The organism is Aeromicrobium sp. Root344 (assembly GCF_001425755.1).
Taxonomy (GTDB): Bacteria; Actinomycetota; Actinomycetes; order Propionibacteriales; family Nocardioidaceae; genus Aeromicrobium.
Map to the genome: position 1 here is coordinate 2554027 of NZ_LMDH01000001.1, position 23664 is coordinate 2577690.

General features: G+C 69.5%; 21 protein-coding genes. 7 read left to right on the forward strand and 14 right to left on the reverse strand.

Annotated elements, in window-relative coordinates; genetic code table 11:
* The first annotated feature begins 135 nt into the window (after positions 1-135).
* A complete protein-coding gene (locus ASC61_RS12570; RefSeq protein WP_056212402.1) occupies positions 136-657 on the forward strand; it encodes a hypothetical protein in 522 nt (173 codons plus the stop codon).
* 68 nt (positions 658-725) lie between these two features.
* Here the strand turns inward: ASC61_RS12570 and ASC61_RS12575 are convergent, their stop codons facing one another.
* The 7 genes from ASC61_RS12575 to ASC61_RS12605 form a co-directional block, all read right to left on the reverse strand.
* Positions 726-4388 (reverse strand): LamG-like jellyroll fold domain-containing protein, encoded by a 3663-nt coding sequence (locus tag ASC61_RS12575; RefSeq protein ID WP_056212404.1) that lies wholly within the window; start codon positions 4386-4388, stop codon positions 726-728.
* A 2-nt stretch (positions 4389-4390) separates the two neighbouring features.
* Complete coding sequence (locus ASC61_RS12580) at positions 4391-6355, reverse strand: glycoside hydrolase family 127 protein (protein ID WP_056212405.1); 1965 nt, start codon at positions 6353-6355, stop codon at positions 4391-4393.
* Positions 6352-8358: a glycoside hydrolase family 31 protein gene (locus ASC61_RS12585; RefSeq protein ID WP_056212407.1), complete on the reverse strand. Its 2007-nt coding sequence runs from the start codon at positions 8356-8358 to the stop codon at positions 6352-6354. The genes ASC61_RS12580 and ASC61_RS12585 overlap by 4 nt, the downstream gene beginning before the upstream one ends.
* Before the next feature lie 33 nt (positions 8359-8391).
* Positions 8392-9210 carry a carbohydrate ABC transporter permease gene (locus tag ASC61_RS12590; RefSeq protein ID WP_056212409.1) on the reverse strand — a complete coding sequence of 273 codons (819 nt, stop codon included), beginning with the start codon at positions 9208-9210 and terminating at the stop codon, positions 8392-8394.
* Positions 9207-10163: a carbohydrate ABC transporter permease gene (locus ASC61_RS12595; protein WP_056212411.1), complete on the reverse strand. Its 957-nt coding sequence runs from the start codon at positions 10161-10163 to the stop codon at positions 9207-9209. The genes ASC61_RS12590 and ASC61_RS12595 overlap by 4 nt, the downstream gene beginning before the upstream one ends.
* 29 nt (positions 10164-10192) lie before the next feature.
* A complete protein-coding gene (locus ASC61_RS12600) occupies positions 10193-11446 on the reverse strand; it encodes a sugar ABC transporter substrate-binding protein (RefSeq protein ID WP_056212412.1) in 1254 nt (417 codons plus the stop codon).
* A gap of 72 nt (positions 11447-11518) precedes the next feature.
* The gene (locus tag ASC61_RS12605) at positions 11519-12523 is read right to left on the reverse strand and encodes a LacI family DNA-binding transcriptional regulator (RefSeq protein ID WP_056212414.1); all 1005 of its coding nucleotides are present in this window, start codon (positions 12521-12523) and stop codon (positions 11519-11521) included.
* Between the two features lie 180 nt (positions 12524-12703).
* On the opposite strand from ASC61_RS12605, the gene ASC61_RS12610 reads away from it, so the two are divergent.
* On the forward strand, positions 12704-13327 hold the full coding sequence (locus ASC61_RS12610) for a class I SAM-dependent methyltransferase (RefSeq protein ID WP_056212415.1): 624 nt from the start codon (positions 12704-12706) through the stop codon (positions 13325-13327).
* 7 nt (positions 13328-13334) lie between these two features.
* Here the strand turns inward: ASC61_RS12610 and ASC61_RS12615 are convergent, their stop codons facing one another.
* Positions 13335-13541 carry a hypothetical protein gene (locus ASC61_RS12615; RefSeq protein WP_056212418.1) on the reverse strand — a complete coding sequence of 69 codons (207 nt, stop codon included), beginning with the start codon at positions 13539-13541 and terminating at the stop codon, positions 13335-13337.
* A gap of 140 nt (positions 13542-13681) precedes the next feature.
* Entirely contained in the window at positions 13682-14041 is a 360-nt protein-coding gene (locus ASC61_RS12620) for a hypothetical protein (RefSeq protein ID WP_056212420.1), read from the reverse strand.
* A 115-nt stretch (positions 14042-14156) separates the two neighbouring features.
* Between ASC61_RS12620 and ASC61_RS12625 the strand changes: the two genes are divergently transcribed.
* Together ASC61_RS12625 and ASC61_RS19765 are read left to right on the forward strand one after the other, a co-directional pair.
* Complete coding sequence (locus ASC61_RS12625) at positions 14157-14663, forward strand: OsmC family protein (protein WP_056215633.1); 507 nt, start codon at positions 14157-14159, stop codon at positions 14661-14663.
* Between the two features lie 37 nt (positions 14664-14700).
* The gene (locus ASC61_RS19765; RefSeq protein ID WP_157439486.1) at positions 14701-14862 is read left to right on the forward strand and encodes a hypothetical protein; all 162 of its coding nucleotides are present in this window, start codon (positions 14701-14703) and stop codon (positions 14860-14862) included.
* Between the two features lie 3 nt (positions 14863-14865).
* On the opposite strand, the gene ASC61_RS12630 is transcribed toward ASC61_RS19765, so the two are convergent.
* Positions 14866-16116: a YibE/F family protein gene (locus ASC61_RS12630; protein ID WP_056212421.1), complete on the reverse strand. Its 1251-nt coding sequence runs from the start codon at positions 16114-16116 to the stop codon at positions 14866-14868.
* A 9-nt stretch (positions 16117-16125) separates the two neighbouring features.
* On the opposite strand from ASC61_RS12630, the gene ASC61_RS12635 reads away from it, so the two are divergent.
* A complete protein-coding gene (locus tag ASC61_RS12635) occupies positions 16126-16884 on the forward strand; it encodes a phosphotransferase (RefSeq protein ID WP_235503551.1) in 759 nt (252 codons plus the stop codon).
* Positions 16881-17300 (forward strand): cupin domain-containing protein, encoded by a 420-nt coding sequence (locus ASC61_RS12640; protein ID WP_235503552.1) that lies wholly within the window; start codon positions 16881-16883, stop codon positions 17298-17300. Before ASC61_RS12635 ends, ASC61_RS12640 begins: the two co-directional genes overlap by 4 nt.
* A gap of 27 nt (positions 17301-17327) precedes the next feature.
* Here the strand turns inward: ASC61_RS12640 and ASC61_RS12645 are convergent, their stop codons facing one another.
* From ASC61_RS12645 to ASC61_RS12655, 3 genes are read right to left on the reverse strand one after another with little or no spacing between them, the layout of a single operon-like run.
* On the reverse strand, positions 17328-18110 hold the full coding sequence (locus ASC61_RS12645; protein WP_056212428.1) for a YqjF family protein: 783 nt from the start codon (positions 18108-18110) through the stop codon (positions 17328-17330).
* A 51-nt stretch (positions 18111-18161) separates the two neighbouring features.
* Positions 18162-19415, reverse strand: coding sequence for an FAD-binding protein (locus ASC61_RS12650; protein ID WP_056212430.1), 1254 nt, complete (start codon positions 19413-19415; stop codon positions 18162-18164).
* A gap of 21 nt (positions 19416-19436) precedes the next feature.
* On the reverse strand, positions 19437-21008 hold the full coding sequence (locus ASC61_RS12655) for an ABC-F family ATP-binding cassette domain-containing protein (protein ID WP_056212432.1): 1572 nt from the start codon (positions 21006-21008) through the stop codon (positions 19437-19439).
* Positions 21009-21218: 210 nt separating this feature from the next.
* On the opposite strand from ASC61_RS12655, the gene ASC61_RS12660 reads away from it, so the two are divergent.
* On the forward strand, positions 21219-21485 hold the full coding sequence (locus ASC61_RS12660; protein ID WP_056212434.1) for a hypothetical protein: 267 nt from the start codon (positions 21219-21221) through the stop codon (positions 21483-21485).
* A gap of 73 nt (positions 21486-21558) precedes the next feature.
* On the opposite strand, the gene ASC61_RS12665 is transcribed toward ASC61_RS12660, so the two are convergent.
* Entirely contained in the window at positions 21559-23640 is a 2082-nt protein-coding gene (locus ASC61_RS12665) for a S9 family peptidase (protein WP_056212435.1), read from the reverse strand.
* Between the last annotated feature and the right edge of the window lie 24 nt (positions 23641-23664).

Below are 23664 nucleotides of genomic sequence, written 5' to 3' on the forward strand. Positions count from 1 at the left end.
TCCGCTTCAACGTCTGAATCGCTGCGCAACCGCAGGACCCGACCGCAGGGCATGTTCTCGGCGATGCCAGTGAGAAAGCATGTTTGTGTGCTTCCATGAGGTCGAGGTGGAGGGACTCACCGAGAGGATCTCCACATGAAGCTGCTTCGTATCGGCACGGCCGCCGTGGCAGGCATGGCGTGTGCCTTCGCGCTCACCGCCCCGGCTGACGCCGCCCGGCCTCCGTCACACCCCGGCGGCAAGCCCCCTGGAGCCGGCCCGGCGTCGCAGTGCACGCGCGGCGGCTATGCCAACTATCAGACGACGAGCGGCGCCCGGTTCGCCACCGCTACCGAGTGCACCAAGTACGTCGCGGGTGGTGGAGTCCTCGTCCCCGTGCCGGTCGGATTCGTCAGCGTGACGCTGCAAGCCACGCCGAACCCGGACTTCTGCAAGGTGTTGATCTCGGGTCAGGGCTTCACGCCATTGACCACGTACGACGCCGAGATCCTGTGGACCGACCGGCTAGGTAGCCAGGGCTACATCGGCAACTACGCAACCACTGATGCTGCAGGCTCGTTCATCGACAATGACACGTACATCTACACGGCACCGGGAGAGAACCTGACGGTGACGGTCGGTGGCGTCACGTCGGCGCCGGTGCCGGAGCAGTGCTGAGTCGCAAGTAGGACGCAGGGTGGTGCAGGGGCCGGCGGTGGAGGAAGACCGCCGGCCCCAGCTCGGTGTCAGCGCCGCGACGTCAAGGACGCCTTGTCGTCGAGCGGCGTGACGCGGATGCGGTCGATGTTCGGTGCGAACTTCGAGCGCAACGGCTCTTCGTAGAGATCCGACGCGTACGTCTTGCCGTCGAAGTTCGGCAGCTCCTCGGACGAGAACCGGATCGTGTTCTTCCCCTTGACCAACGTCACCGGGAACGACAGCTCCCAGAAATTGTTCTGGTGGAAGCTGTGCGGGAACCACACCCGCTGCAGCGTGCCGCCGTTGACCTTCACGTCGGCGTGCCGGGCGAGCGGGTCGGGGTTGTAGTGGGTCGCGGGGGACTGCTCCGGGTTGGAGTAGCGCACCGTGACCATGTCGACGCCGGCCTTGGCAGCCGTGACCTTGAACGTCAGGGTGTTCCCGTTGCCGGGAGCACCGCCGATCCCGGTCACGGCCTTGCCGCCGCTCGCGAGCGAGAACGTGTCGGCCTTGGCCGTGCCGGCGATGGTCGCCGCTTCGGCCTCGTACGACGTCGTCGGCAGCGTGCCCTTCGACGGACGTACGCCCAGGCTGTCGACCGCGAGCGATCCTTCGTGCCCCGTGACGACGATCTTGTTGATCCCGCCGCGCAGGAACACCTTGGCCGCCGGGACCGGCCCGGTCACCGTGGCAAGCGTCTTGCCGTTGACGCTCCACCGGGCCGAGCCGTGTCCGGCAGCCTTGAGGCTGAGGGTCGACTCGCCGTCCTTGGCCGAGTAGACCCAGAACGTCGCGGAGCCCTGCTTGCCCAGCGGCACCACGCCCGAACCCGAGACGTGCGTGCGGTTGTAGACCGGCTTGGCGCCCTTGAGCACGGCGTTCTCAGCTTGGTAGACCGACGTCCTCGCCGCCGGGTTGGCCAGCGAGAGGTCCATCTTGTCGATGATCGCGTCGCCCTTGGTCGACTTGCTGCCGTCGAGGCTCTTGGCCGCCAGCGAGATCACATGGTCGCCTGCGGTCAGCTTCACCGTGGTGTCGCTGTGGTCCCAGACGCTCCACTTGTAGCCCAGCGGGAGGAACATCTCCTGCTCGGCCGCGCCGTCGACATTGAGGAACACGTTGGTCGGTCCTTGCTCGGCGACCAGGTCGTACGTGTTGAGCGAGTCGGCGAAGACGCTGAGGTCGTACGTGCCGGCCTTCGGCACCGAGACCTTGAAGCTGAGCACGCCGTCGGAGCCCGTCCGCAGGCCGCCGATGTCGTACCCGCCGGAGGTGTAGAACTTGCTCACGTCGTTCGGCGAGCCCTCGGGACCGTTCTTGCTGTAGCCCCCTCCGGTGTACGTCGCGTCCTCGGCCTCGTACGTCTTCTGCCAGAGCTTCGGCGCCTTGGACGGTGAGGTGGTGTCCTTGCCCGGCGTCAGGATGACCTGGTAGGCCGACGACTCCTTGAGCGCGGGCAGCTTGCCCTCGCCGAAGTCGAGCGCGACCGTGCCGCCCTTGACGGACGCGTCGTACTCGGCGACGGTCGCCGGCTGTGGCGAGTCACCCAGCTGTCCGGTCCATGGGATCTCCTGGACCAGGACGTGCGCCTTGTTGCCGAACTTCTTGGCGTCGACGTGGTCGAACTCGACCGCGCTCTTGCCCGACGCGCCGCCGAGGATCGCCCGGGCCTGGCTCTTCGCCGGGTCGTACGTCGCGACGCCCTGCAGCGTGTAGTTGGCGTTGGGTCGCGGCGGGTTCACGGCGACCGTGTGGCCCGTCATGTTGCCGTAGGCGTTGAGCAGCCACCACTGGCCGTTGCCGCGATTGGCCTGGACGGCGGAGTCGCTGAGGTTGCCGTCGATGTTCCAGTACGCGATGTCGGCATCGACCTTGGAGTCCTCGATCGCCGAGACCCACTGAATCATCTGACCGGGCACCGACGTGTGGTAGTTGAAGGCGTACTCGTCGATGTTGATCGGCAGCTTCTTGCCGGCGTACGCCGTGCCGTCGAACGCGGCGGCCTCCCAGGTGCGGTACTTCGCGACGTTGCTGCGGATGCTCGCGGGATTGCTGAGCTCGTGCCACGTCATGACGTCCGGGACGGTCTTGGCCGCGACGACGTGCTTGAGGTAGCCCTGGATCTGCGTGTAGAGCACGCTCGTGTTGGGGCCCGCGATCCTGGCGTCGGGCATCTTGCCCTTGATCAGGGCGTACACGTCGTCCCAGGCCTTGAAGTAGTCCGTGGGGTCGTCGAGCCAGCTGACCTTGTCGTAGCTCCAGTCGCCGGTGCCGAACATGTTGCCCTCGGGCTCGTTGAACGGCACGAACACCACGTGCTTCTGGTACGCCTTGGGCAGCGTCAGTACCTGGTCGACCTGGGTGGCGATCTTGGCCTTGAAGTCGTCCAGCTTGGCCTCAGGGGTGTCGCCGGGCCACTGGTACGGGAACCCGCGATAGATGTCGGTCATGTAGATGTAGGTGTCGCCGCCGGAGCTGTCGGCGAGGGGCTTCACGACGTCGAGCGCGTCCGCGCCCGGGTGCTGCTGGCCGTCCTGCGCCTTGGTCGCGACCGTGCGCAGGCGCATGCCCTCGAGCAGGTTGCTGGTGGGCACGCCCGCGCCGTACACGCCGTAGAGGGTGCCGGAGGCGCCGCCGTGGAACGCGCCGGTGTTCTTGCTGAGGTCGACCGTGAGCTGGTTGGGCTTGGTGACGGTGACCTCGGCCGTGATGTCCTGGCCGCCCGCGCTGCCGTGCACCGTGAACGTGCCCAGGGCCGCGTACTTCGCCGGGTCGACGTCGTCCCACGTGGTCGGCACGTTGCGGTCGAACCCGTCGCTGTACGTCGCACGGATGTTGGCCGGCAGGCTCGGCGCCTCGCCGATGTTGGTGCGGACGTCGAACGACGTGTCGGCCAGCTTGGTCAGGGTCGGCGGGGTGTCGACGAGCTGTGCGACCTGGTCGGCCGGCAGCGACGTGTCGTAGACCTGGAAGTCGTCGACGGCACCGCTGAACAGCGGATCGGCGCCGAACTGCGACTTGCCGATGTAGCCGCCACGCGTCGCGGAGCTGTTGAGCAGCTGTGCCGCCGTGACGTCGGTCGCCGCCTGGTCGACGTACGCGCCGTCGAGGTAGAGCGAGATGCGGTGCTTGGCCGTGTCGAGGGTGACCGTCACGGTCTTCCATGCGTCAGAGGGCAGCGCGGCATAGCCGGTCGTGTAGGACTCGTCGCCCGGCGGCGCGGCCTTGACGGCGGCACGCAGGTTGCCGTCGCCGTTGGTCGGCGCGGCGAACAGGTAGTGGCTGGTGTCCTGGCCGATGTCGAAGATGCGCTGCCACGAGCCGCCGGAGCCGTCCCACTTCACGCGGGCGGAGACCGTGAGGTCGGTGGCGCCGTCCAGCAGGTTCTTGGGCAGGTCGACGTACGCGCCGGTCGAGCTCTGCGAACCACCCGGCAGGTCGAGGGCCGAGTCGCCGGCCTCGGCACCCGGTACGGCCGACGCGGTCGCCTTGTTGACGACCGTGGCGTCGTGGCTGTGACCGCTGCGGTCGACGACCGTCCCGGTGGTGGCCGGGTCGCCGTCGAAGTCGTAGTGGGCGAGGAGATGCGCCGGATCCGGTTCGGCCGACGCCAGCGTGGCGTGAGCCGGTGCCGAGCCCAGGGTCATGGCGGCGAGCGCGCCTGCGGCGGTCACCGCGATTCCCCGTGCCCCCCGATTGAGATGTTTCATGGTTACTCCATTCCTGTTGTCAACCGTTGAAAACTGTCCGGCTCCTGGTCGCCGGCGTGGGCCGGTGTCCAGACCCGCATGGTGGAGGGCCCTCGATTGGCCCACTGGTGGTACGGCCGGAACGTCGCGACCGAGGGATCGTCGAGCGGTGCCCGGTCGACCGGGAGCTCGTCGCCGTACGGGAGCTCGCCGTCGGGCACGGTCACCTTGGTGAGCTGCACCGGCACGGTGGCGCCGCCACCCTCGGCGGCAACGACGCCCGCCGGGTCGACCGCGATGTCGTTGACCGTGACCCCGTCGGGCAGGTCGACGTCCTCGACGGCGAGGACGAAGGGTCCGCGCTCGAGCGCGACCTGGCCCCGGACTGCGTCGATGCGTGGATCGGGATGGGTGACACGGGGCGGCATCGGCAGCTGGAGGACGTACGGGCTGCCGGCGGGTCGAGGGCCCTTGATGACGACGGCGTCACCGGTGACCTCGACCTGCTCGAGCCCGTCCGACAGCACGGCGGTGCCGCGCGCCCAGGCCGGTATCCGCAGGCTCACCGAGGTGCCGGCGTCGAGGTCGCGCAGCAGCGTCACGGACACCGACGGCTCGTACGGATATCCGGTGCGCACCTGCACGGCGACCTCCGCGCCGCCGGCGAGCTGCGCCTCGATCGTCATGTCGCCGTACTGGTGGAGGTGCAGCGCATGGTCCGACGTGCTGGCGAAGTAGAGGCCGACGTTCGCGAGTGTCCGGGCCACGTTGGTGGGGCAGCAGGACACCTCGAACCACGGCGCTCGCAGGCTCGCAAGGGCCCGGGCGCTGTGACGGTCCTCGTCCGGCACGGTCCCGGCGACCCGCTGGTGGAGCGTGTTGACGTAGAAGAACGCCTTGCCGTCGGCGCGCGGCGAGCTGATGACGTTGTTGTAGAGGGTGCGCTCGATCAGGTCGGCATGCCGGGGATCACCGGTCGCGAGGAGGAGGCGCCAGCTGAGCATGACCGATGCGATGCCGGCACACGTCTCGGCGTACGCGCGGTCGGGCGGCAGCTCGAAGTCCTCGCCGAACGCCTCGTCCTGGTGGTGCGCACCCATGCCGCCGGTCAGGTACGTCCGGCGGGCCACGGTGTGCTCCCACTGGCGACTGACCGCCTCGAGCAGCTGCTCGTCGTCATCCTCGACCGCCACGTCCACGGCGCCGGCCGCGAGGTAGAGCGCTCGTACGGCGTGACCCCGCAGGGTGTCGGCGTCACGGACCGGGACGTCGTCCTGGAAGTACGCCGCGCCGAACTCGATCTCGCCGAGCGTGCCGTGGCCGCGCCGGTCGACGAAGCAGCGGGCCAGCTCGAGCAGCTCGCCGGTCGAGCCCGTCGAGCCGGTCGAGGGGGTCGAGCCGGTCGAAGCCAGCGCCCGGTGCAGCTCGACCAGGGCCAGCTCGATCTCCGGGTGCCCGCACACGGCGTTGCGGCCGGCCGGCCCGAACTCCGCGTGGACGTGGTCGGCCAGCGTGAGCGCGACCCGCGGCAGGTCGCTCTCGATCCCGGCACGGAGCGCGGCCGCAGCGGCCTGGAACAGGTGACCGAAGCAGTAGAGCTCGTGCCCCCACTCGAGGTCGGAGTAGCGGGCTCGCTGGCCGGGATGCCCGAACGCCGTGTGGAGATAGCCGTCGTCGTCCTGGGCCGCGGCGACCCGCGCGACGAGGTCCTTGTACTGCGTCGACAGGCCGGGCTCCGGCGCCCGACGCAGCTCCCAGGCCATGGCCTCGAGCAGCTTGTAGACCTCGGAGTCGACGAACTCGACGCCGGCGTGGGCGTACGGGCCCCCTCGCGCGACCGCGTCGAAGTTGCCGGCCCAGCCGATCCGCTCCACCCAGTGCAGGCAGTGCTGGATGATCGCGCGCTGGTTGAGCTCCTGGTAGTCGCCCCAGAAGCCACCGTCGATCGTCAGCTCGTGCGGCTCGAGCGGACGCAGTGGTGTCGTCACATGCTCTCCAGCACGGCCGAGCCGTCGACGACGAAGACCGGGATCGAGCTGAGCGGCGCGTCGGCGACGTGCGTCGACCCGCCGTCGAGCACCTCGCGCGTACGGACATCGACCCAGCGGTGGCCCGCGGGCAGGTAGACCTCGCGTGACGTCGCACCCGGCTCCGTCACCGGCGCGACGAGGATCGAGTCGCCGAACATGAACTCGTCCTCGACGCCCCACGCCTGCGGGTCGTCGGGGTGGTCGACGAACAGGGGTCGCATGGGCGGCAAGCCGGTCGCCGAGGCGATCGCCATGTGGTCGTGGATGTAGGGCCGCAGGCGCTCGCGCAGCCGCAGGACGTCCGAGATGATCCCGTACGCCTCGTCGCCGAAGGCCCAGACCTCGTTGGGCCCGCCGGTCTGGGCGTAGCTGGTGGGCGTACGCGGGTCGCGGTCGCCGTGCAGGCGGAACAGCGGGCAGAACACGCCGAACTGGAACCAGCGGACCATGAGCTCCTGGTACGCCGGGTCGCTCGCGTCGCCGCCGTGGAACCCGCCGATGTCGGTCGTCCACCACGGGATGCCGGAGATCGCGATGTTGAGCCCGGCGCGCACCTGTTGGGTCAGCGAGAGCCACGTGGCCGGGATGTCGCCGGACCACACCGCCGCGCCGTATCGCTGCGAGCCGGCCCACGCCGAGCGACACAGCAGGACCGTGGGCTCCTGCCCGGCCGAGGCCATCCCTTCGGCGAACATCCTGGCGTTGTCCCGTGGATAGATGTTGGCGACCTCGGCGCCGGGCCCGGCGAACAGGACGAGGTTGGCCGGGTGCGCCGGGTTGAGCTCGGGCTCGCACGCGTCGAGCCAGAAGACGCGGATGCCGAGGTCGAGGTAGTTCTGCTTGACCAGGCCCCAGACGTACGCCCTGGTCTCCGGGTTCGTGGGGTCGTAGAACGCCAACGGCAGGGGAGTGGTCATGCCCTTGTCCTGGATCGTCTGGTGGAACTCGACGCCCTGGTCGGACCCCACGAGCAGTCCACCGTCGCGATAGTCGGCGAAGTTCTCCGACAGTGGCGAGACCGTCGGCCAGATCGACACCATCAGCTCGATGCCCATGCCGGCCAGCTCGTCGACCATGGCCCGGGGGTCGGGCCACTCGGCCTCGTCGAAGCGGTAGTCGCCCATCGCCGACCAGTGGAAGTAGTCCGTCACGATGACCGACATCGGCAGCTCGCGCCGGCGGTGCTCGCGGGCGACGCCCATCAGCTCGTCCTGGTCGAGGTAGCGCAGCTTGCTCTGCCAGAAACCGCTCGCCCAGCCGGGCAGGTCGGGGACGTGCCCGGTCGCGTCGGCGTACCTGCCGAGGATGTCGGCTGGCGTCGGTGCCGCGGTGAACCAGTAGTCGAGGCCGCGCGCCTGCGTGGCGGTCCAACGGGTGACGTCGTCGTTGAACTCCGCGCGCCCGATGCCCGGCATGTTCCACAGCAGGCCGTAGCCGCGGCTGGACAGCACGAACGGGATGTTGACCTCGGCGTTGCGCTGGACGAGGTCGAGTGACAGCCCCTTGAGGTCGAGCCGCCCGTGGGTGCGTTGGCCCATGCCGTAGAGGCGCTCGCCCGGATATGCCTGAAACTGCTGGTGGATCTCGTACGCTCCGGCGCGGTTGCCCTGGAACACCCGTGCGCCGGGCATCCAGAAGTGCTCGCGGCTCTCGGCCAGCAGCTCCTCGCCGGTGCTGGTCCGCAGGAACCGGACGAGGGGCTCGGGGTATGCCTGCTCCCTCGCGAACGTGACCTCGACCGTCACCTCGCCGTGGATCAGCTGGGCGAGGTCGCCCTCGATCTTGATGACCGGGTCCTGCGTGCCCTCGGGCACGTCGTCGAGGGCGCCGACCGAGCTCGTGGGGATCGAGAACTGCGCCGCGCGGACGCGGACGGAGTCCTGCCCCCACGCCTCGATGCGCAGACGTTCGTGACGGTGCTGGACCTCGAGGGCGGATCCGGCGGTGCGGAACATGTTCATACGGGTGGAGCTCCTTGGGGAATGCGGGTTGGGTCAGTCCTTGACGGCGCCGGCGGTGACGCCGGCCGCGACGTAGCGCTGGGCGACGACGAGCAGGAAGGCAGCGGGGATCGAGGCGACGACGGCGGTCGCCATGATCGAGTTCCACTCCTGGTTGTTGTTGCCGATGTACTTGTAGATGCCGAGGGTGATGGGCTGCATCGAGCCGCCGCTGTTGAGCGTGCTGGCGAAGATGAAGTCCGACCAGCCCCACAGGAACGCGAACAGCGAGACCGTCACGACGGGGTTGCGGCTCACGGGCAGCACGATCGACGTGAACGTGCGCCAGCTGCCGGCACCGTCGAGCTTGGCCGCCTGCATCAGCTCGTCGGGGATGCCGGACATGAACGCCGTGAAGATCAGCACGCCGAACGGCACCGCGAGCGTCGAGTCGGCGATGATCAGGCCCCACCAGGTGTTGATGATCCCGACGTTCAGGAAGATGGAGTAGAACCCCATCGCCATGATGATCCCGGGGATCATCTGGGCCATCAGCAGGATGAACGTGAGGGACTTGCCGCCGGTCGGGCGCAGCTTGGCCAGCGAGTACGCCGCCGGCGCCGACACCGCGAGGGTCAGGGCGACCGTGCCGATGCCGATGGCCAGGCTCGTGCCGAGGTAGGGCAGCTGGTCCCTGAGCACGGCGCGGTAGCCGCTGAACGTCGGGTGCAGCGGGAAGAGGTAGGGCGGGTCGCGGCGCATGTCGCCGGTGCGCATGAGCGAGACGTTGACCATCCAGTAGACCGGGAACAGCATCAGTGCGGTCAGCACGATCCCGATGACGGTCCTGGAGGTGCTCCTCGTGGCGTTCATCGGTCGGCCTCGACCCGTTGGAAGCGGATGTAGAGCAGGCCGAACGCCAGCGCCACGACGATCAGGAGGTTGCCGACCGCCGCCCCGGGCCCGAAGTGGGGGAGCAGTGATCCGAAGCCGAGCTGGTACGACCAGGTGGACAGCGTCGTCGAGGAGGTGCCGGGCCCGCCCCGCGTCATGATCCAGATGATGTCGAAGACCTTGAGCGTGTAGACGAAGCCCAGCAGCAGGGTGATCGCCGAGACCGGCTTGAGCAGTGGCAACGTGACGTGCCGGAACGTCTGCCAGCCGCTCGCGCCGTCGAGCGAGGCCGCCTCGAAGAGGTTGTCGGGGATGTTCTGCAGGCCGCTGTACAAGATGACCAGGTTGAACGGGATGCCGATCCAGACGTTGGCGATGATCACCGCGACGAGTGACCAGGTCGGCGACGTCAGCCAGTTGATGTCCGGCAGCCCGAACGCGTTGAGCGCGGTGTTGACGACGCCCGAGTCGCTGTTGAGCATCCACGACCAGGTCGATGCCGAGACGATCATCGGCAGCAGCCACGGCACCAGGAACAGTGCGCGCAGGGTCGACGAGAGCCGGAAGTTGTTGTTGAAGAACACCGCGAGCGCGAGCCCGATGCCGTACTGGAAGGCGATCGAGACGATCGTGAAGATCGCGGTGTGGATCACCGCCGGGCCGAACGTGGGATCGGCGAACACCTCGCGGAAGTTGTCGAGCCCGATGAACGGGGCGTCGCCGGAGACGAACGACCTCACGGTGTAGTCGCGCAGGCTGAGCTCGAGGTTGCGGTACAGGGGATACGCGTAGAACGCGATCAGGTAGACGACGACCGGGACGAGATAGGCCCAGGCGACCAGGCGGGGAAGGCGAGGGCGGGGACGGCGCCCCCGCGCCGAGACCTGGGTCTCGACGCGGGGCGCCAGCGGCGCCGTTCTGGTGTTGCTCATGGTGAAGCTCCAGTCCGGTGGTGTGCGGGCTACTTGACCTTGGCTGCGGCGGCCTTCTGGGCCGTCTCCATCGCCGACTGCGGGGAGTCCGAGCCGCTCATGGCGTTCTGGAACGCACCCCACATCTGCTCGGAGATGATCGGGTAGTTCGTGCCGAGGTTGTCGCTCGTGCGGCCCTTGGCGTCGCCGACAGCCGTGACCCACGGCGCGAGCTTCGGGTCCTTGGTCGCCTGCTCCTGCTGGGCGCTGGCGATCGGCGCGATGTAGGACAGCGTCGCGTCGGTCTTCAGCAGGTTCGCCGGGCTGGTGAGGCAGTCGATGATCTTGGTCGTCTTGGCGTACCGGGCGCTGTCCTTCTGCACCGGCGCGGCGACGAACTCACCGCCGGTCGGCACGGGCGCGCCGCCACCGTCCTTCGCGGGGATCGAGATGATGCCGTACGTGAAGCCCAGCTTCTCGGCGTTGCCCATCTGCCAGGTGCCGTTCTCGACGAAGCCGAACTTGCCGGTCTCGAACTCCTGCCACGCGGTCGTCTGGGTGTTGTTGATGACCGAGTTGGGCGCGTAGCCCTTGGACAGCCAGTCGTCCCACAGCTTGACGGCCGAGACCGCCTCGGGGGAGGACAGGTCCTTGAGGTTGGCGCCGGCGCCCCAGAACCACGGCAGGAACTGGAACGAGCCCTCTTCGGTGCCGATCCCCGAGAACGTGATGCCCTTCGAGCCCTCGTCCTTGATCTTGGCGAGCGCTGCGTTGAGCGAGTCCCAGTCCTTGATCGAGGTGGGATCGACGCCGGCCTTCTTGAGCAGGTCCGCGTTGTAGTAGAGCGCGAGCGTGTTGGCACCGATCGGCACGCCGTACGCCTTGTCGTCGAGCACGCCGGCGGCCGCGATGTTCTTGGCGAACGGCGCGGTGTCGAGCTTGAGGTCGTCGGCCGAGGCCAGGACGCCTGCGTCGGCGAGGGTCGAGATCACGGGGTTGTCGATCACGAGGATGTCGGGCGATGCGCCTTGCTGGCCGGCGAGGAGCGCCTTGTTCGTGAGGTCCGACGTGTCGTATCCCGTGCGCTTGATCGACACACCGGCGTCCTCGCCACACGACTTGACCAGCTTGACCCAGTCGGAGGAGTTGTCGAACTGCGGGTACGGGTCCCAGAACGTGTACTGCTTGGCGCTGGATCCGCCAGAGCCGCCGGAGTCACTGCCGTTGGAGCAGCCGGCGACGGTCCCGGCGAGGGCCAGGCCGGCGAGGGCCAGGCCGAGCGGCCGAAGTCGAGAGTGGGTCATGAGTGAAACCTTTCGTTGTGTCGAACCGATTCGACAACGGGCGTCGAAAAGCGGCGGAGGGTGGGGGTGTTCTCAGCGGGTGCTGCCTCGGTCCACGAGCTCAGCGGCGATGAAACGGACTTCCGAGGGGTCCGTCGTGCCGGGGTTCTGGATGCGGTGCGTCAGGCGCTCCACCGCCAGTCGGCCCAGCTTGTCCGGAGAGGACTCGACCGCCGTGTAGGGCAGGGAGAAGCTCCGGGCAAAGTCCTTGGAGTAGAGGCTGACCACCGAGAGGTCGTCGGGGACGCTCACGCCCCGGCTGTGCAGCACGGCGGGCAGCACCGCGACCGAGGCGTCGTTGTGGACGATCAGCGCGGTGGCGTTCGGCGAGGCGTCGAGGATGCGGTTGAGGCTCTGGTCGATCGCCGGCTGCCGGGACTCGCCGTAGTGGGCGGAGAACTTCACCCCGTGCTTGGTGGCCTGCTCCATCGCGGCGTCGCGGAACCGCCAGGCGTACGAGCCGCCGCGCTCGTAGACGTGCCGCGGAGGCGTGATCAGGCAGATCTCCTCGTGACCGAGCTCGTGCAGGTGGTCGACGAGGGTGCGTGCGGCGTCCGGGAAGTCGAGGTCGAAGACGTCGAGCCCGTCGGTGTCGCCGGGGAGGCCGACCAGCACGCCGGGCTGCCGGGCGGCGCGCAGCGAGGCGAGGCGAGGATCGTCGTGGGCGACGTCGAGCAGGATCAGGCCGTCGACCATCCCGGACTGGGCCACGCGGGTCAGCGCGGCAGCGCCATCCGCTTCGGTCATCATCAAGATGTCGTAGCCGAGAGAGCGGGCCGACTCGGTGATCGGGAGCAGGTACTGCAGCATCGCGGGCGCGAACTCGTCCTCGTGGAACTGCAGCAGCAGGCCGAGCACCATGGTCTGGGAGGTCTTGAGCGCCCGGGCCCCGGCGTTCGGAGTGAAGTTCAACGACTTGATCGCATCGTCGATCCGGCGCCGGGTGTCGAGCGAGATCGTGCGCTTGCCGGACAGCGCGTAGGAGACCGTGCTGCGCGACACGCCAGCGGCTTTCGCGACGTCTCCGATGGTGGCCACCCGCTACACCCTTTCGCTGATCGAACCGGTTCGACGAACCGGTTCGATGAATGTAAGGCAGGTCACACCGGCCTGACAAGGGTCGCGTCCGGACTTTCTCGAATCCGGTGGCGCGGCCCGCCTGACTGCCGCTCAGATCACGCCCGCCGCGGTCCCAGAACCTGAGACGTACGATCAGGCATGGCTCTCTGGACGGATCGGATCCTGCCCCATCTCGTCGACAAGTCACTGTCGACAGGCGAGGTGATGAAGGCTCGGGAGCGGGTGTGCGCCGACCTCGCCGGGCAGGTCGTCGAGCTCGGCTTCGGGTCGGGGCTCAACATCGAGAAGTATCCCGATGCCGTCGAGTCCCTCGCGGCAGTCGAGCCCTCAGACGTGGCCTGGGGCATGTCGGCCGGTCGCCGGGCCGCCGCCCGTACGCCGATCACGCGGTCAGGTCTCGACGGCCAGTCGCTCGACGAGCCCGACAACGCGTTCGACGCAGCGTTGTCGACGTTCACGCTGTGCACGATCCCCGACGTGGAGCGGGCGTTGCATGAGGTCCGGCGCGTGCTGCGGCCCGGCGGCACCTTCCACTTCCTCGAGCACGGGCTCGCGCCGGAGCCGGGCGTCATGCGGTGGCAGAGGCGCATGGAGCCGGTCCAGAAGGCGGTCGCTGGCGGCTGCCACCTCACGCGCGACATCCCGGGCCTCGTGCGATCCGCCGGGTTCGAGATCACCGCGCTCGAGCAGCGCTACTTCCTTGGCCCCAGGCTCGGCCGGCCCTGGTCGTACGTCCACGCAGGCGCGGCCGTGCGCCGGTGAGGAGCAGTCAGGAGGCCTTGCGCTCGGAGGCCGGCTCCTCAGTGTCCTCGCGCTGGCGGATCAGGCTCAGCACGGGCGCCGGCAGGTTGCCTTCGCGGATCTGGGCGACCCATGCGCGTACGTGTCGGATGATGGTCGGGAGCGACAGGACGAGCGCTGCGAACACGGCGCACAGCAGCAGTCCGGCCAATGGGCGGATGACAAGGTCGATCATGGAACCATTCCTCGGCAGGGGGAAGCAGGTGACGATCGTCGTGACGACCGGCCCATCTGCTTGAGGCGAAACGTACCTACCCACATCTACCTGCGTGAATGCCGAGACTCAAGCCGACAGGCCCCGTACGGCGAACAATCTCAGATGAATCTTCGCAGCTGCTCCATCGGCACGAGCCTGAGCAGGCGACGGGGCAGGCCGAGCGCCGCGAGATAGGCGGTCCCCGAGGAGTCCGACGCGTACGGAACTCCGGCGGCCCGGGTCGTCTCGGTGCGCACGGCCAGCGCGTCGACGGCCATCACGACCTGCCGGGACCGCACTTCTGCTGCCGCCGAGGTGCACTCGATGACGATCATGCATGCCTCGGTGCGCGTCGTGCCGAGTGCCTTGATCCCCGGATGGTCGAGGCGGTGGATCGCGCGCAGGATGCGCTGCTGGCGGGTCTCCGAGGAGAGCTGGTACGTCGACGTCCACGCGGGGTGCTGCGGCGTCGACGTCATGCGTCCAGCCTAGGAGCGGTCCGTGGACGCCGACCTCGATTCGCTGGGCACGGCACGTGAACTTTGGGTGCCGATTCCGTGAACGGGACAGCCTGTGGACTGGGTACTGTCGAGCATGACCGACTCCACGCTGAGTGCTGTGCAGGGCCCGCTCAAGCAGCAGTACCGCGACGACCCGGGCTCGGCGGTCGTCACGCTGACGTCGTCAGGGCACCTCGGGGACGGGGTCAGCTGCTCGCTGGACACCGGACGTGCGATGGCGGCCGCCGGCCTGCACCCTGCCGCGGGCGGTGACGGCACCCAGCTGTGCTCCGGCGACATGCTGCTGGAGGCGCTGGTCGCGTGCGCCGGTGTGACGTTGAGCGCCGTCGCGACGTCGCTCGGCATCGATGTTCGCGGGGGAACCATCAGGGCCGAAGGGGATCTCGACTTCCGTGGCACCCTCGCGGTCGACAAGGAGGTCCCGGTCGGCTTCACCGACATCCGGCTGTCGTTCGAGCTCGACACCGACGCGGAGCCCGACCAGCTGGCCACGCTCGAGCGGCTGACCGAGCGCTACTGCGTCGTGCTCCAGACCATCCGGACGGCACCGCGCCTCAGCGTGTCGACGACCGCGAGCTGACCGCTTGACGCCTGCCCTGACGGGGTACGCCGGGCGTATGGCTGATCCCAAGGATGCGCGCAACGACAACACCGACGAGGGCGGCGAGCTCGCCAACCAGGGTCCGGTGCCGCCCGAGCCCGAGGACGTCAGCGACACGGGGGAGCGCCGCGGCGACCTCGCCCCGCAGGCCGGCGGTCCGGCGGAGGAGGACGACTGACGCTCAGGCCCCTGCGGGACCCGCGTGACTGCCGCGGCGCCGCCCGGGTTGGACCTGGCTGTTGTCGCGGTCGTCCTCGCCCTTGGGGGCCAGCAGCACCGCGAACGCCGTCGTGATCGGCACCGCCAGCACGAGCCCGATCGCGCCGACGATCGTCCGGACGATCTCGGTGCCGATCTCCTCGGTCGTCGCCATCGTGCCCAGGCTCTGCTGGTAGGCCGTGATGAGCAGCAGGATCGTCATGGCCGAGCCGGCGTACGCGAAGACGAGGGTGTAGACGCTCGACGCGATGTGGTCGCGGCCGATGCGCATCGCGGACGCGAACAGCGTCGTGGGCTTGATGCTCGGCTGGATCGCGCGCAGCTCCCAGACCGCGCTGGCCTGCGTCACCGTGACGTCGTTGAGCACGCCGAGCCCGGCGATGACCATCGTGGCCGCGACGACGCCGGAGATCTGGATGCCGGGCACCGTCGCGAGCAGGACCTGGTCGTTCTCGGAGCCGACGCCCGACAGGCTGGTCCACGCCGTCGCGCCGAGCCCCAACAGGCCGGTCAGCCCGATCCCGACGAGCGTGCCGAACAACGCCGATGTCGTACGTATCGACACCCCGTGAGCGAGGTAGAGCACCACGATCATGATCACCGTCGAGCCGACGATCGCCACCGGCACGGGTGACTCGCCGGCGAGGAACGCCGGCAGGACGAACTTGGTCAGCGCCAGCACCGTGACCGCGATGCCCGCGAGGGCGAACAGGCCGCGCCATCGGGCGACCGCCACCACCAGCACCGCGAAGATCACGGCGAGGGCCGTGAGGGGTACCCCGCGCTGGAAGTCGAAGAACTCGTACGAGACCGCCTGGCCCTTGGGTGCGATGCGGAGGATCTTGACCTCGTCGCCGGCCTTGATGCCGGCCTTGTAGCGCGCCGCGTCGAGGTCGAAGGTCGCCGTGCCGTCGTCGGTCGTCGCGGTGATGTGCGCGCAGTCGCCCTTGACCTGCGGCAGCCCGTCAGGGCCCTCGCCGCCGCTGTTGCAGTCGAACGGGTCGACGCCGGTCACCTTGGCGCTGACCGTGGTGACGCCCTGCCCGCCGTAGGGGTTCTTGTCGTGCGGCACCTTGTCGGCGTCGGGCCACAGGACGACCATCGCCGCGATCGCCAGGGTCGCGATGGCGAAGACGGCGACGGCGAGAGTGGCGGCGAGGCCCCGACGGGGAGGTCCGTGGTCGGCCGCGTCGTGCGAGTGAGAATGTGCCACGATGAAAGAGTGCCACGTGACGACACAGAGCCTGAGCACCTGCCCGGAGCGGTGGGCGGTGCCACGCGGGTCGGGCGCACCGTGCGGCGGCCCACCGGTCCGTGGACGCCAGCGGTCCATGAGCTGCTGACCTACCTGCACGACAACGGGCTGCGTGGCATCCCTGAGCTGCACGGCATCGATGACGAGGGCCGCGAGATCCTGGAGTACGTCGAGGGCCGTGGCGTGCCCGTCGACAAGGAGATCGTCCTCGACAACGTGCTGGCCGAGGCGGTCACGTGGCTGCGCGACTTCCACGACCTGGCCGACGGCTATCGGCCCGCAGGCGTACGCCAGTGGCGCGGCGGCGAGGCAGAGCTCGGCGACGGCCAGATCATCTGCCACCGCGACCCCGGGGCCTACAACTGGATCATCCAGAGCGGGCACTTCGTCGCGATGATCGACTGGGACATGGCCGGCCCGGGACGTCCGATCGAGGACCTCGCGTTCCTGGCGTGGACGGGCATCCCGCTCTATCGCGAGATCCCGGTCGACGACGTGGCCCGCCGGCTCGACCTGCTCGTGGACGCCTACGGCGAATGGGGTCCGATGACCGTCCTCGACGCTGTCATCGAGCGCATGACGACCGCGAGTGATCGCATCGAGGCCGGGCAGGCGCGCGGCGACCAGGGCTTCGTCAACCTCGGCAGGGTCGGCGAGCCGCAGCGCACGCGTGACCGCGTGGCCGCGTTCCGCGAGCGGATCCCGTCGATCGAGGCAGCGCTGTGAGCCGGCCGATGCTGGCGCAGGCGCTCGACCTCGAGCCGCACCCCGAGGGCGGCTGGTTCCGGCAGACCTGGGCCTCACCGGTCTCGGTGACGCTCCCCGACGGCCGTGTACGTCCGACAGCGACGCTGATCTACTTCCTGCTTGCCGCAGGCGAGGCCTCGGCGTGGCACCGGGTCGCGTCGGACGAGGTGTGGCTCGCCCACCAAGGTGCGATCGTCATCGAGCTCGGCGGTTTCGGCGACGAGCCGGGCCTCTTCGAGGCGCACGTGGTGGGTTGCGACCTCGAGGCCGGTGAGCTGCCGCAGGTCCTGGTCCCGGCTGGGGTGTGGCAACGGACCAAGGCGTCCGAGGACGACGCCCTCGTCAGCTGCCTGGTGTCACCCGGCTTCGACTACGACGACTTCGAGCTCGCCTGACCCTTCGACCTGCCACTTTTTGAAGCCTTACGCACGCAAGGACGCGCGGGAACCTGCTGAACGCTTCAAAAGTCGGCCGCTCGGGATGACAACGGGTGCGCCGAACTCGGTGCGGACCGTGTCGGCGTACATCACCGAGTCGGGCGCCCGGTCGACGATGCCCGGCAGCCCGGCCGCCGCGACCAGGCTGTCGTCGAGCGACTCGATCGTCGCGGTCCGCAGCGGCCACGGCGCGTGGTGGTTGGGGATCCAGAGCGTACGTCCGAGGTAGCGCGTGTGCAGTCCGAAGCGCGCCGTGACGAACTGCTGGACCTCGGATGGCTCGGCGATCGGGTCGCCGATGCGGACCGAGATGCGCGCTCCGGCTCCGCGCGGACGTGGCCAGCGACGCCGGGTCGTGTAGTCGATGCGGTCGCCGTGCTGGCGGATGCGCATGTGCGCCCACGTGTAGGGCGTGCCGAACGCGACCCGGGCACCCAGGGCGACGAGCAGCCGACTCGTCTCGAGCGACCGGAAGACGATGCCGTGGTGCCCCTCGTCGTCGACCGAGTAGAGCCGCACGTTGGTCTCGGCGAAGTCGCCGAAGAACGGCACCGCCGGGCCGCGGCCGAATCCCGCGCGCCGCATCTCGAACGGGATCAAGCCCACGTACGTCACGCCATCGAGCACGTCAGGACGGGTGCCGGCGGGCAGGAGAGGAGCCACCAGGGCGGGGTCGACGGCCCAGTGGATGAACGTCAGGCGGGTCCAGTCCTGCCGCATCAGCCGAGGGCCGACCAGCTCAGCGGGAACAGAATTGAACGTGTTCATATTCTGAGTGTGGCACGGTTCGGCCCCGGCGTCGCAGCGAATCGGGCACGACTACGTCACACCATCAGGGCCGAGCCACTCCGACGTCTGGTCGTTGCGGAACGAGCCGGTCGGGTCGAGGCCGGCGGCCAGCGCGCGGAAGTCGGCGATGCGCGGATAGGCGAGGTCGAGCCGCTCGCGGTCACTCGCGAAGACCTTGCCCCAGTGCGGTCGCGCGGCGAACGGCGCCAAGGCGGCGTCGAGCGCCGGCAGCAGCGCCGTCACCTCGGGCACGTGCATGCGCCAGGTGAAGTGGATCGCGAGGCAGTCGACGTCGTGGCTCGGGCTGAGCCAGAGGTCGTCGGCGGTGATGGTCCGCAGCTCGCTGACGAAGAGGTGCGGGCGGATCGCCGGTCCGAGCGCGCGTACGGCATCGATCGCCGCGAGGGCGTGCTGCCGTGGCACGAGGTACTCGGTCTGCAGCTCCTCGCCGTTGCTCGGGGTGAAGCCGAGGCGGAAGTGGGGGAGCCGGTCCCACCATGCGCCGGGCGCGCCGAGCTGGCGGGTCGTGAACTCGGCCGACTCGTCGGGCAGCGGGTGCAGCTCGCGGGTCGCCGCGGCGGCGCCGAAGAAGTCGGCTGGCGGAGTGGCGTCGGCGCGTGACTTGAGCCAGGCCTGCGCTGCGCCCGCCTCGCCCCAGTCGGTGAACATGCTGACGCTGTACGCACTGGAGGTGATCGCGTCGAAGTTGGCCGCGATGGCGTCCCACGACACGCCCTCGTAGACGTCCTGGCGCACCTGGAACGTCGGCACGATGTCGAGCGTCACCGCCGTGACGATGCCGAGACAGCCGAGCGACACCACCATGCCGGCGAAGTCCGCGTCGCCGCGGCGTGCGGTCAGCACCGTGCCGCCGGCGGTGACCAGCTCGAGGCCGGCCACGGAGCTGGCCAGGCTGCCGTTGTGGTCACCCGAGCCGTGGGTCCCGGTGGCGATGGCGCCGCCCACCGAGATGTGGGGGAGCGATGCCAGGTTGTGCAGCGCCCAGCCCGCCCGGTCGAGCTCTTCGACGAGCTCGCCGTAGCGGAGCCCGGCCGAGACCGTCACCGTCCGCGCCTCGGCATCGACCTCGACACGCTTCGGCAGGGCCGCGACCGACACCTGCACGCCGTCGGTGTCGGCAATCCGGTTGAACGAGTGCCGGGTGCCCAGGGCGCGTATGCGTGGCGCCGCGGCCACGACTTCGCACAGCTCGTCGACCGAGGTCGGCTCGAGGAGCGCCGAGGCGCCGTACGTCAGGTTGCCCGCCCAGTTGGTCCCGGTCATGTCACCAGTGTGCTGGGCGCCTCACACGTGGATCCTCCGGGTGAGCTCGAGGTCGTCGAGGAACCTCTCGTCGTGGCTCACGACGAGGAACGCGCCGCGGTATGACTCCAACGCCTCCACCAGGTGCTGGATGCTCGGCAGGTCGAGGTTGTTGGTCGGCTCGTCGAGCAGCAGGAGCTGCGGTGCCGGCTCGGCCAGCAGCAGGCAGGCGAGGGTCGCCCGCAGCCTCTCCCCGCCCGACAGCGTCGTGGCCGGCTGGTCCGCGGCACGCCCGCGGAACAGGAATCGGGCGAGCTGCGCCCGCCGCTCGTTCTCCGTCGTGCCCGGTGCGATGCGGGCGACGTTCTCGGCGACCGTGAGCGCGCCGTCGAGGAGATCCATCCTCTGGGGCAGGTAGCGCAGCGGGACGTACGCGCGTACCGTCCCGTCCGCCGGCTCGAGCTCGCCCGTGATCGTTCGCAGGAGCGTGGTCTTGCCGCTGCCGTTCGGGCCGGTCAGGCCGATGCGCTCCGGCCCTCGTACGTCGAGGTCGATCGTGAGGTCGCCGTACGCCGGACGGACCGCGTCGAGCATCAGGACGTCGCGGCCCGACGGGACCACCGTGTGCGGCAGGTCGACGCGGATCTCACGATCGTCGTGCACGAGCTCCTCTGCCTCGGCCAGCCGCGCCGTGGCGTCCTCGACCCGGTCGTCGTGCACGCCGCGCAGCTTGCCCGCGGACACCTGGGCGCGTCGCTTGTAGTTGCCCATCGCGATCTTGGGCATCCGCTTCTCGACCCAGGCCTTCTCGCCCTGCTTGCGCCGCGTCGCGAGCACCGACTCGGCCTCGATCCGGTCACGCCGCTGCGCCCGCAGGTCGGACTCGGCAGCACGGACGGCTCGCTCGGCGGCCTCCTGCTCGACCGCGACGGCGGCCTCGTAGTCGTCGTAGCCACCGCCGTACCAGCGCACCGAGCCGTCGCGCAGCGATCCGATGTCATCCATCGCGTTGAGCAGCTGGCGGTCGTGGCTCACCACGAGCAAGGTGCCCTTCCATGACGCGACGATGTCGATCAGCCGGTGCCGTGCGCCGGCATCGAGGTTGTTGGTCGGCTCGTCGAGCAGCAGCACCGACGGGCGGGTCAGCAGCCGTGCGACGAGCGACAGCAGCACGAGCTCACCGCCGGAGACGGATGCGACCGTCCGGTCGAGCCCGAGGTGGCCGAGGCCGAGCCGGGCGAGCTCTGCCGCCGTGCGCTCGGCGATGTCCCAGCGGTCGCCGATCGCGTCGAAGTCGTCGACGGCGGTCGAGCCGCCCTCGACGCGGGCGAGTGCGGCAAGGGTCCCGGCGATGCCGAGCACCTCGGCCACCGTCTGGCTGGGGTCGGCACCAGGGTCCTGGGGCAGGTAGGCGACCGCGCCGTCGACGCCGATCGTGCCGCTCTGAGGGGTCAGCTCGCCGGCGATCAGCCGGAGCAGGGTCGACTTGCCGGAGCCGTTGAGGCCGATGAGGCCGTGGCGTCCGGGACCCATGCCCAGGTCGAGGCCGGAGAAGACCGGCGAGCCGTCAGGCCAGGTGAAAGAGAGGTCGTTGACAGAAAGTGATGCACGCATGTGCGCTCCATGAGGTCGATGGGTGCGCAGGCCGCTGTTGGCTGCTGCGCGGGATCTGACCTCAGAGCTTCAACGTTCCGGCTACCTGTCCTCGGGGATGCGTACGGCATCCATCATACGATCGACACGTGCGCGAGCGCCAGCGAGCGGACCATCAGGGCCCTCACGGCACGGCCTTCGTATCGTGGGTCTTCTAACGGAGGTTGTGCCGTGACAGGAATCTACTTCGACTCCGACGAGGATGCCGTCGAGCTGGTCAAGGCCCTCGAGAGCGAGGGCTATGCGACGACGCTGACCCGCGAGGCGTTCGCCGGTGAGGAGGACTGGGAGGACCGCGCGTGGGTCCTCGTGGTCGAGCCGTTCGACGACCGTGTGGTGGAGATGGTCGACGTCTACGGCGGCTGGCTGCCCGGGGACGACCGCCTGCCGGACGACCCGCCCGAGCTCCCCGGAGCGCCCAAGCGCCTCAAGGACTGACTCGACCCGAGATGTCGGCACTTTTGGAGGCCGAAAGGCCATCTACGCATCCACAAGTGCCGACATCCTGGGGCTACGCGCCGAGGTGGTCCTTGAGGAACTGCACCTGCAGCAGCTTGAGGTTCTCGGCCACGACCTCCTGCGGCGTCATGTGGGTGACGCCTGACAACGGCAGGACCGTGTGCGGCCGGCCCGCGGCCAGCAGCGCCGAGGACAGCTGCAGCGTGTGCGCAGCGACGACGTTGTCGTCGGCGAGGCCGTGGATGATCATGAGCGGCCGCTCGAGCCCCGGCGCCAGAGGCAGCAGCGAGTTGCGGTCGTAGACCTCGGGCTGCGTCCGCGGATCGCCCATGTAGCGCTCGGTGTAGCACGTGTCGTAGAGCCGCCACTCGGTCACGGGCGCACCGGCGACCGCCGCGTGGAACACGTCGGGCCGCTTGAGCACGGCGAGTGCGGACAGGTAGCCGCCGTACGACCAGCCGGTGATGCCGACCCGTGTCGTGTCGACGTCGTCGGGATAGGCCTTGGCGACCGCCTCGAGCGCCGCGACCTGGTCGTCGAGCGTGACCGTGGCGAACTCGTGCAGCACCGCCCGCTCCCACGCGTGCCCGCGCCCCGGAGTGCCGCGCGGGTCCGAGACGATGACGCAGAATCCCTGGTCGGCGAGCCACTGCGGCTCGAGGAAGGCCCGTGCCGAGGCGATCACGCGCTGGCCGTGCGGTCCGCCGTACGGGTCCATCAGGACCGGGAGCCGGCGTGAGCCCGGCTCGTGGCCGGCGGGGAACAGGATGGCCGTACGCAGCTGGTGCTCGCCGGCGGCGACGATCGTGACGACCGGCTCGTGCGGGGCGGGCTCGGCAAGCACCGCGACGGGAGCCGGCTCGGCGTCCTCGCGGTGCACCATGACGGTCGTGCCGACGACGTCGAGGCCGGATCGCACGACGACGGTCGTCGGACCGCCGATCACGGCGCCGTGGACCGCCGCGCCCTTGGTGATCTCGGTGATCGTGCCGTCGAAGCCGAAGCGCACCACGTGCACCTCGGTGGGTTCCTGGGACGCGGTCGCGATCACACAGTCCTCGAACACGTCGACGAGACCGCGTACCTGCCAGCCGTCGGGCGAGATCGCCACGCCGTCGCGCAGCACCCGGCGCCAGCCGGCGGCGTCCTCGACGGTGACGAGGGAGCCGTCGGGCGCGAAGCGCGGCGCCGACGAGAGCTCGACCCAGGCCACGTCGGCGAGCTCATGACGTACGTCCGTGCGCCCCGTGGTGACGTCGACGGTCAGGATCTGCGAGGACTTCTGGTCGCGGCTGAGCACCTGGATCACGGGAGCGCCGTGCGGGTTCCACGACACGCGGCCGAGGTACTCGTACGTCGCGCGGTCCCACTGGACCTGCGTGCGGGTGCCGTCGAGAGCGACGTGCCACAGCGTGACGTCGGCGTTGGGCGTGCCGGCGGCCGGGTAGCGCTGGGCGACGGGCTCGCGCTCGGGGTGCTCGGGGTCGGCGATGTGCCAGGTCTGGACCGGCGCCTCGTCGTAGCGCTCGACCAGCAGCGACTGCCCGTCGGGCGCCCACCAGAAGCCGCGGAAGCGCTCCATCTCCTCGGCGGCGATGAACTCGGCCTGGCCCCAGACCTCGGTCGCCGAGCCGGGCTCGACCAGCGCGCGCTCGTCCTGGCCGTTGACGCCGATGACACGGAGCGCGCCACCCGAGGCGTACGCGATGAGTCGTCCCGTCGGGTCGAGGTGCGGGTCGATCACCGCTCCGACGCTCGGCAGCGAGTGCACAGCCTTGGCGCCGAGGTGCACGGCCCAGAGCTGCCCCGACAGGGTGAAGCAGGCCCAGCGACCGGTCTCGTCGACGTCGTAGCCGACCAGTCCAGCCGCCGACTCACGGCTGCGCTCGCGGCGTGACCGCTCCTCGGCCGACAGCTGCTCGCCGGCCTCGCCGAGCAGCTCGACCGGGTCGACGAGGACCGACTCGGTGCGCGTCTCGACGTCGTACTCCCACAGCTGGCCGGTGCGGGTGACCCCGTCGGGCGTACGGATGAAGCGCACCGTGCGGCCGTCGGGCGACACCGTGATGTTGCGCGGGATGCCGAGCGTGAAGCGCAGGGTGCGGGCAGCCAGACGGGGATACGAGACGGTCATGCCCTCGATCCAATCACGTCGACG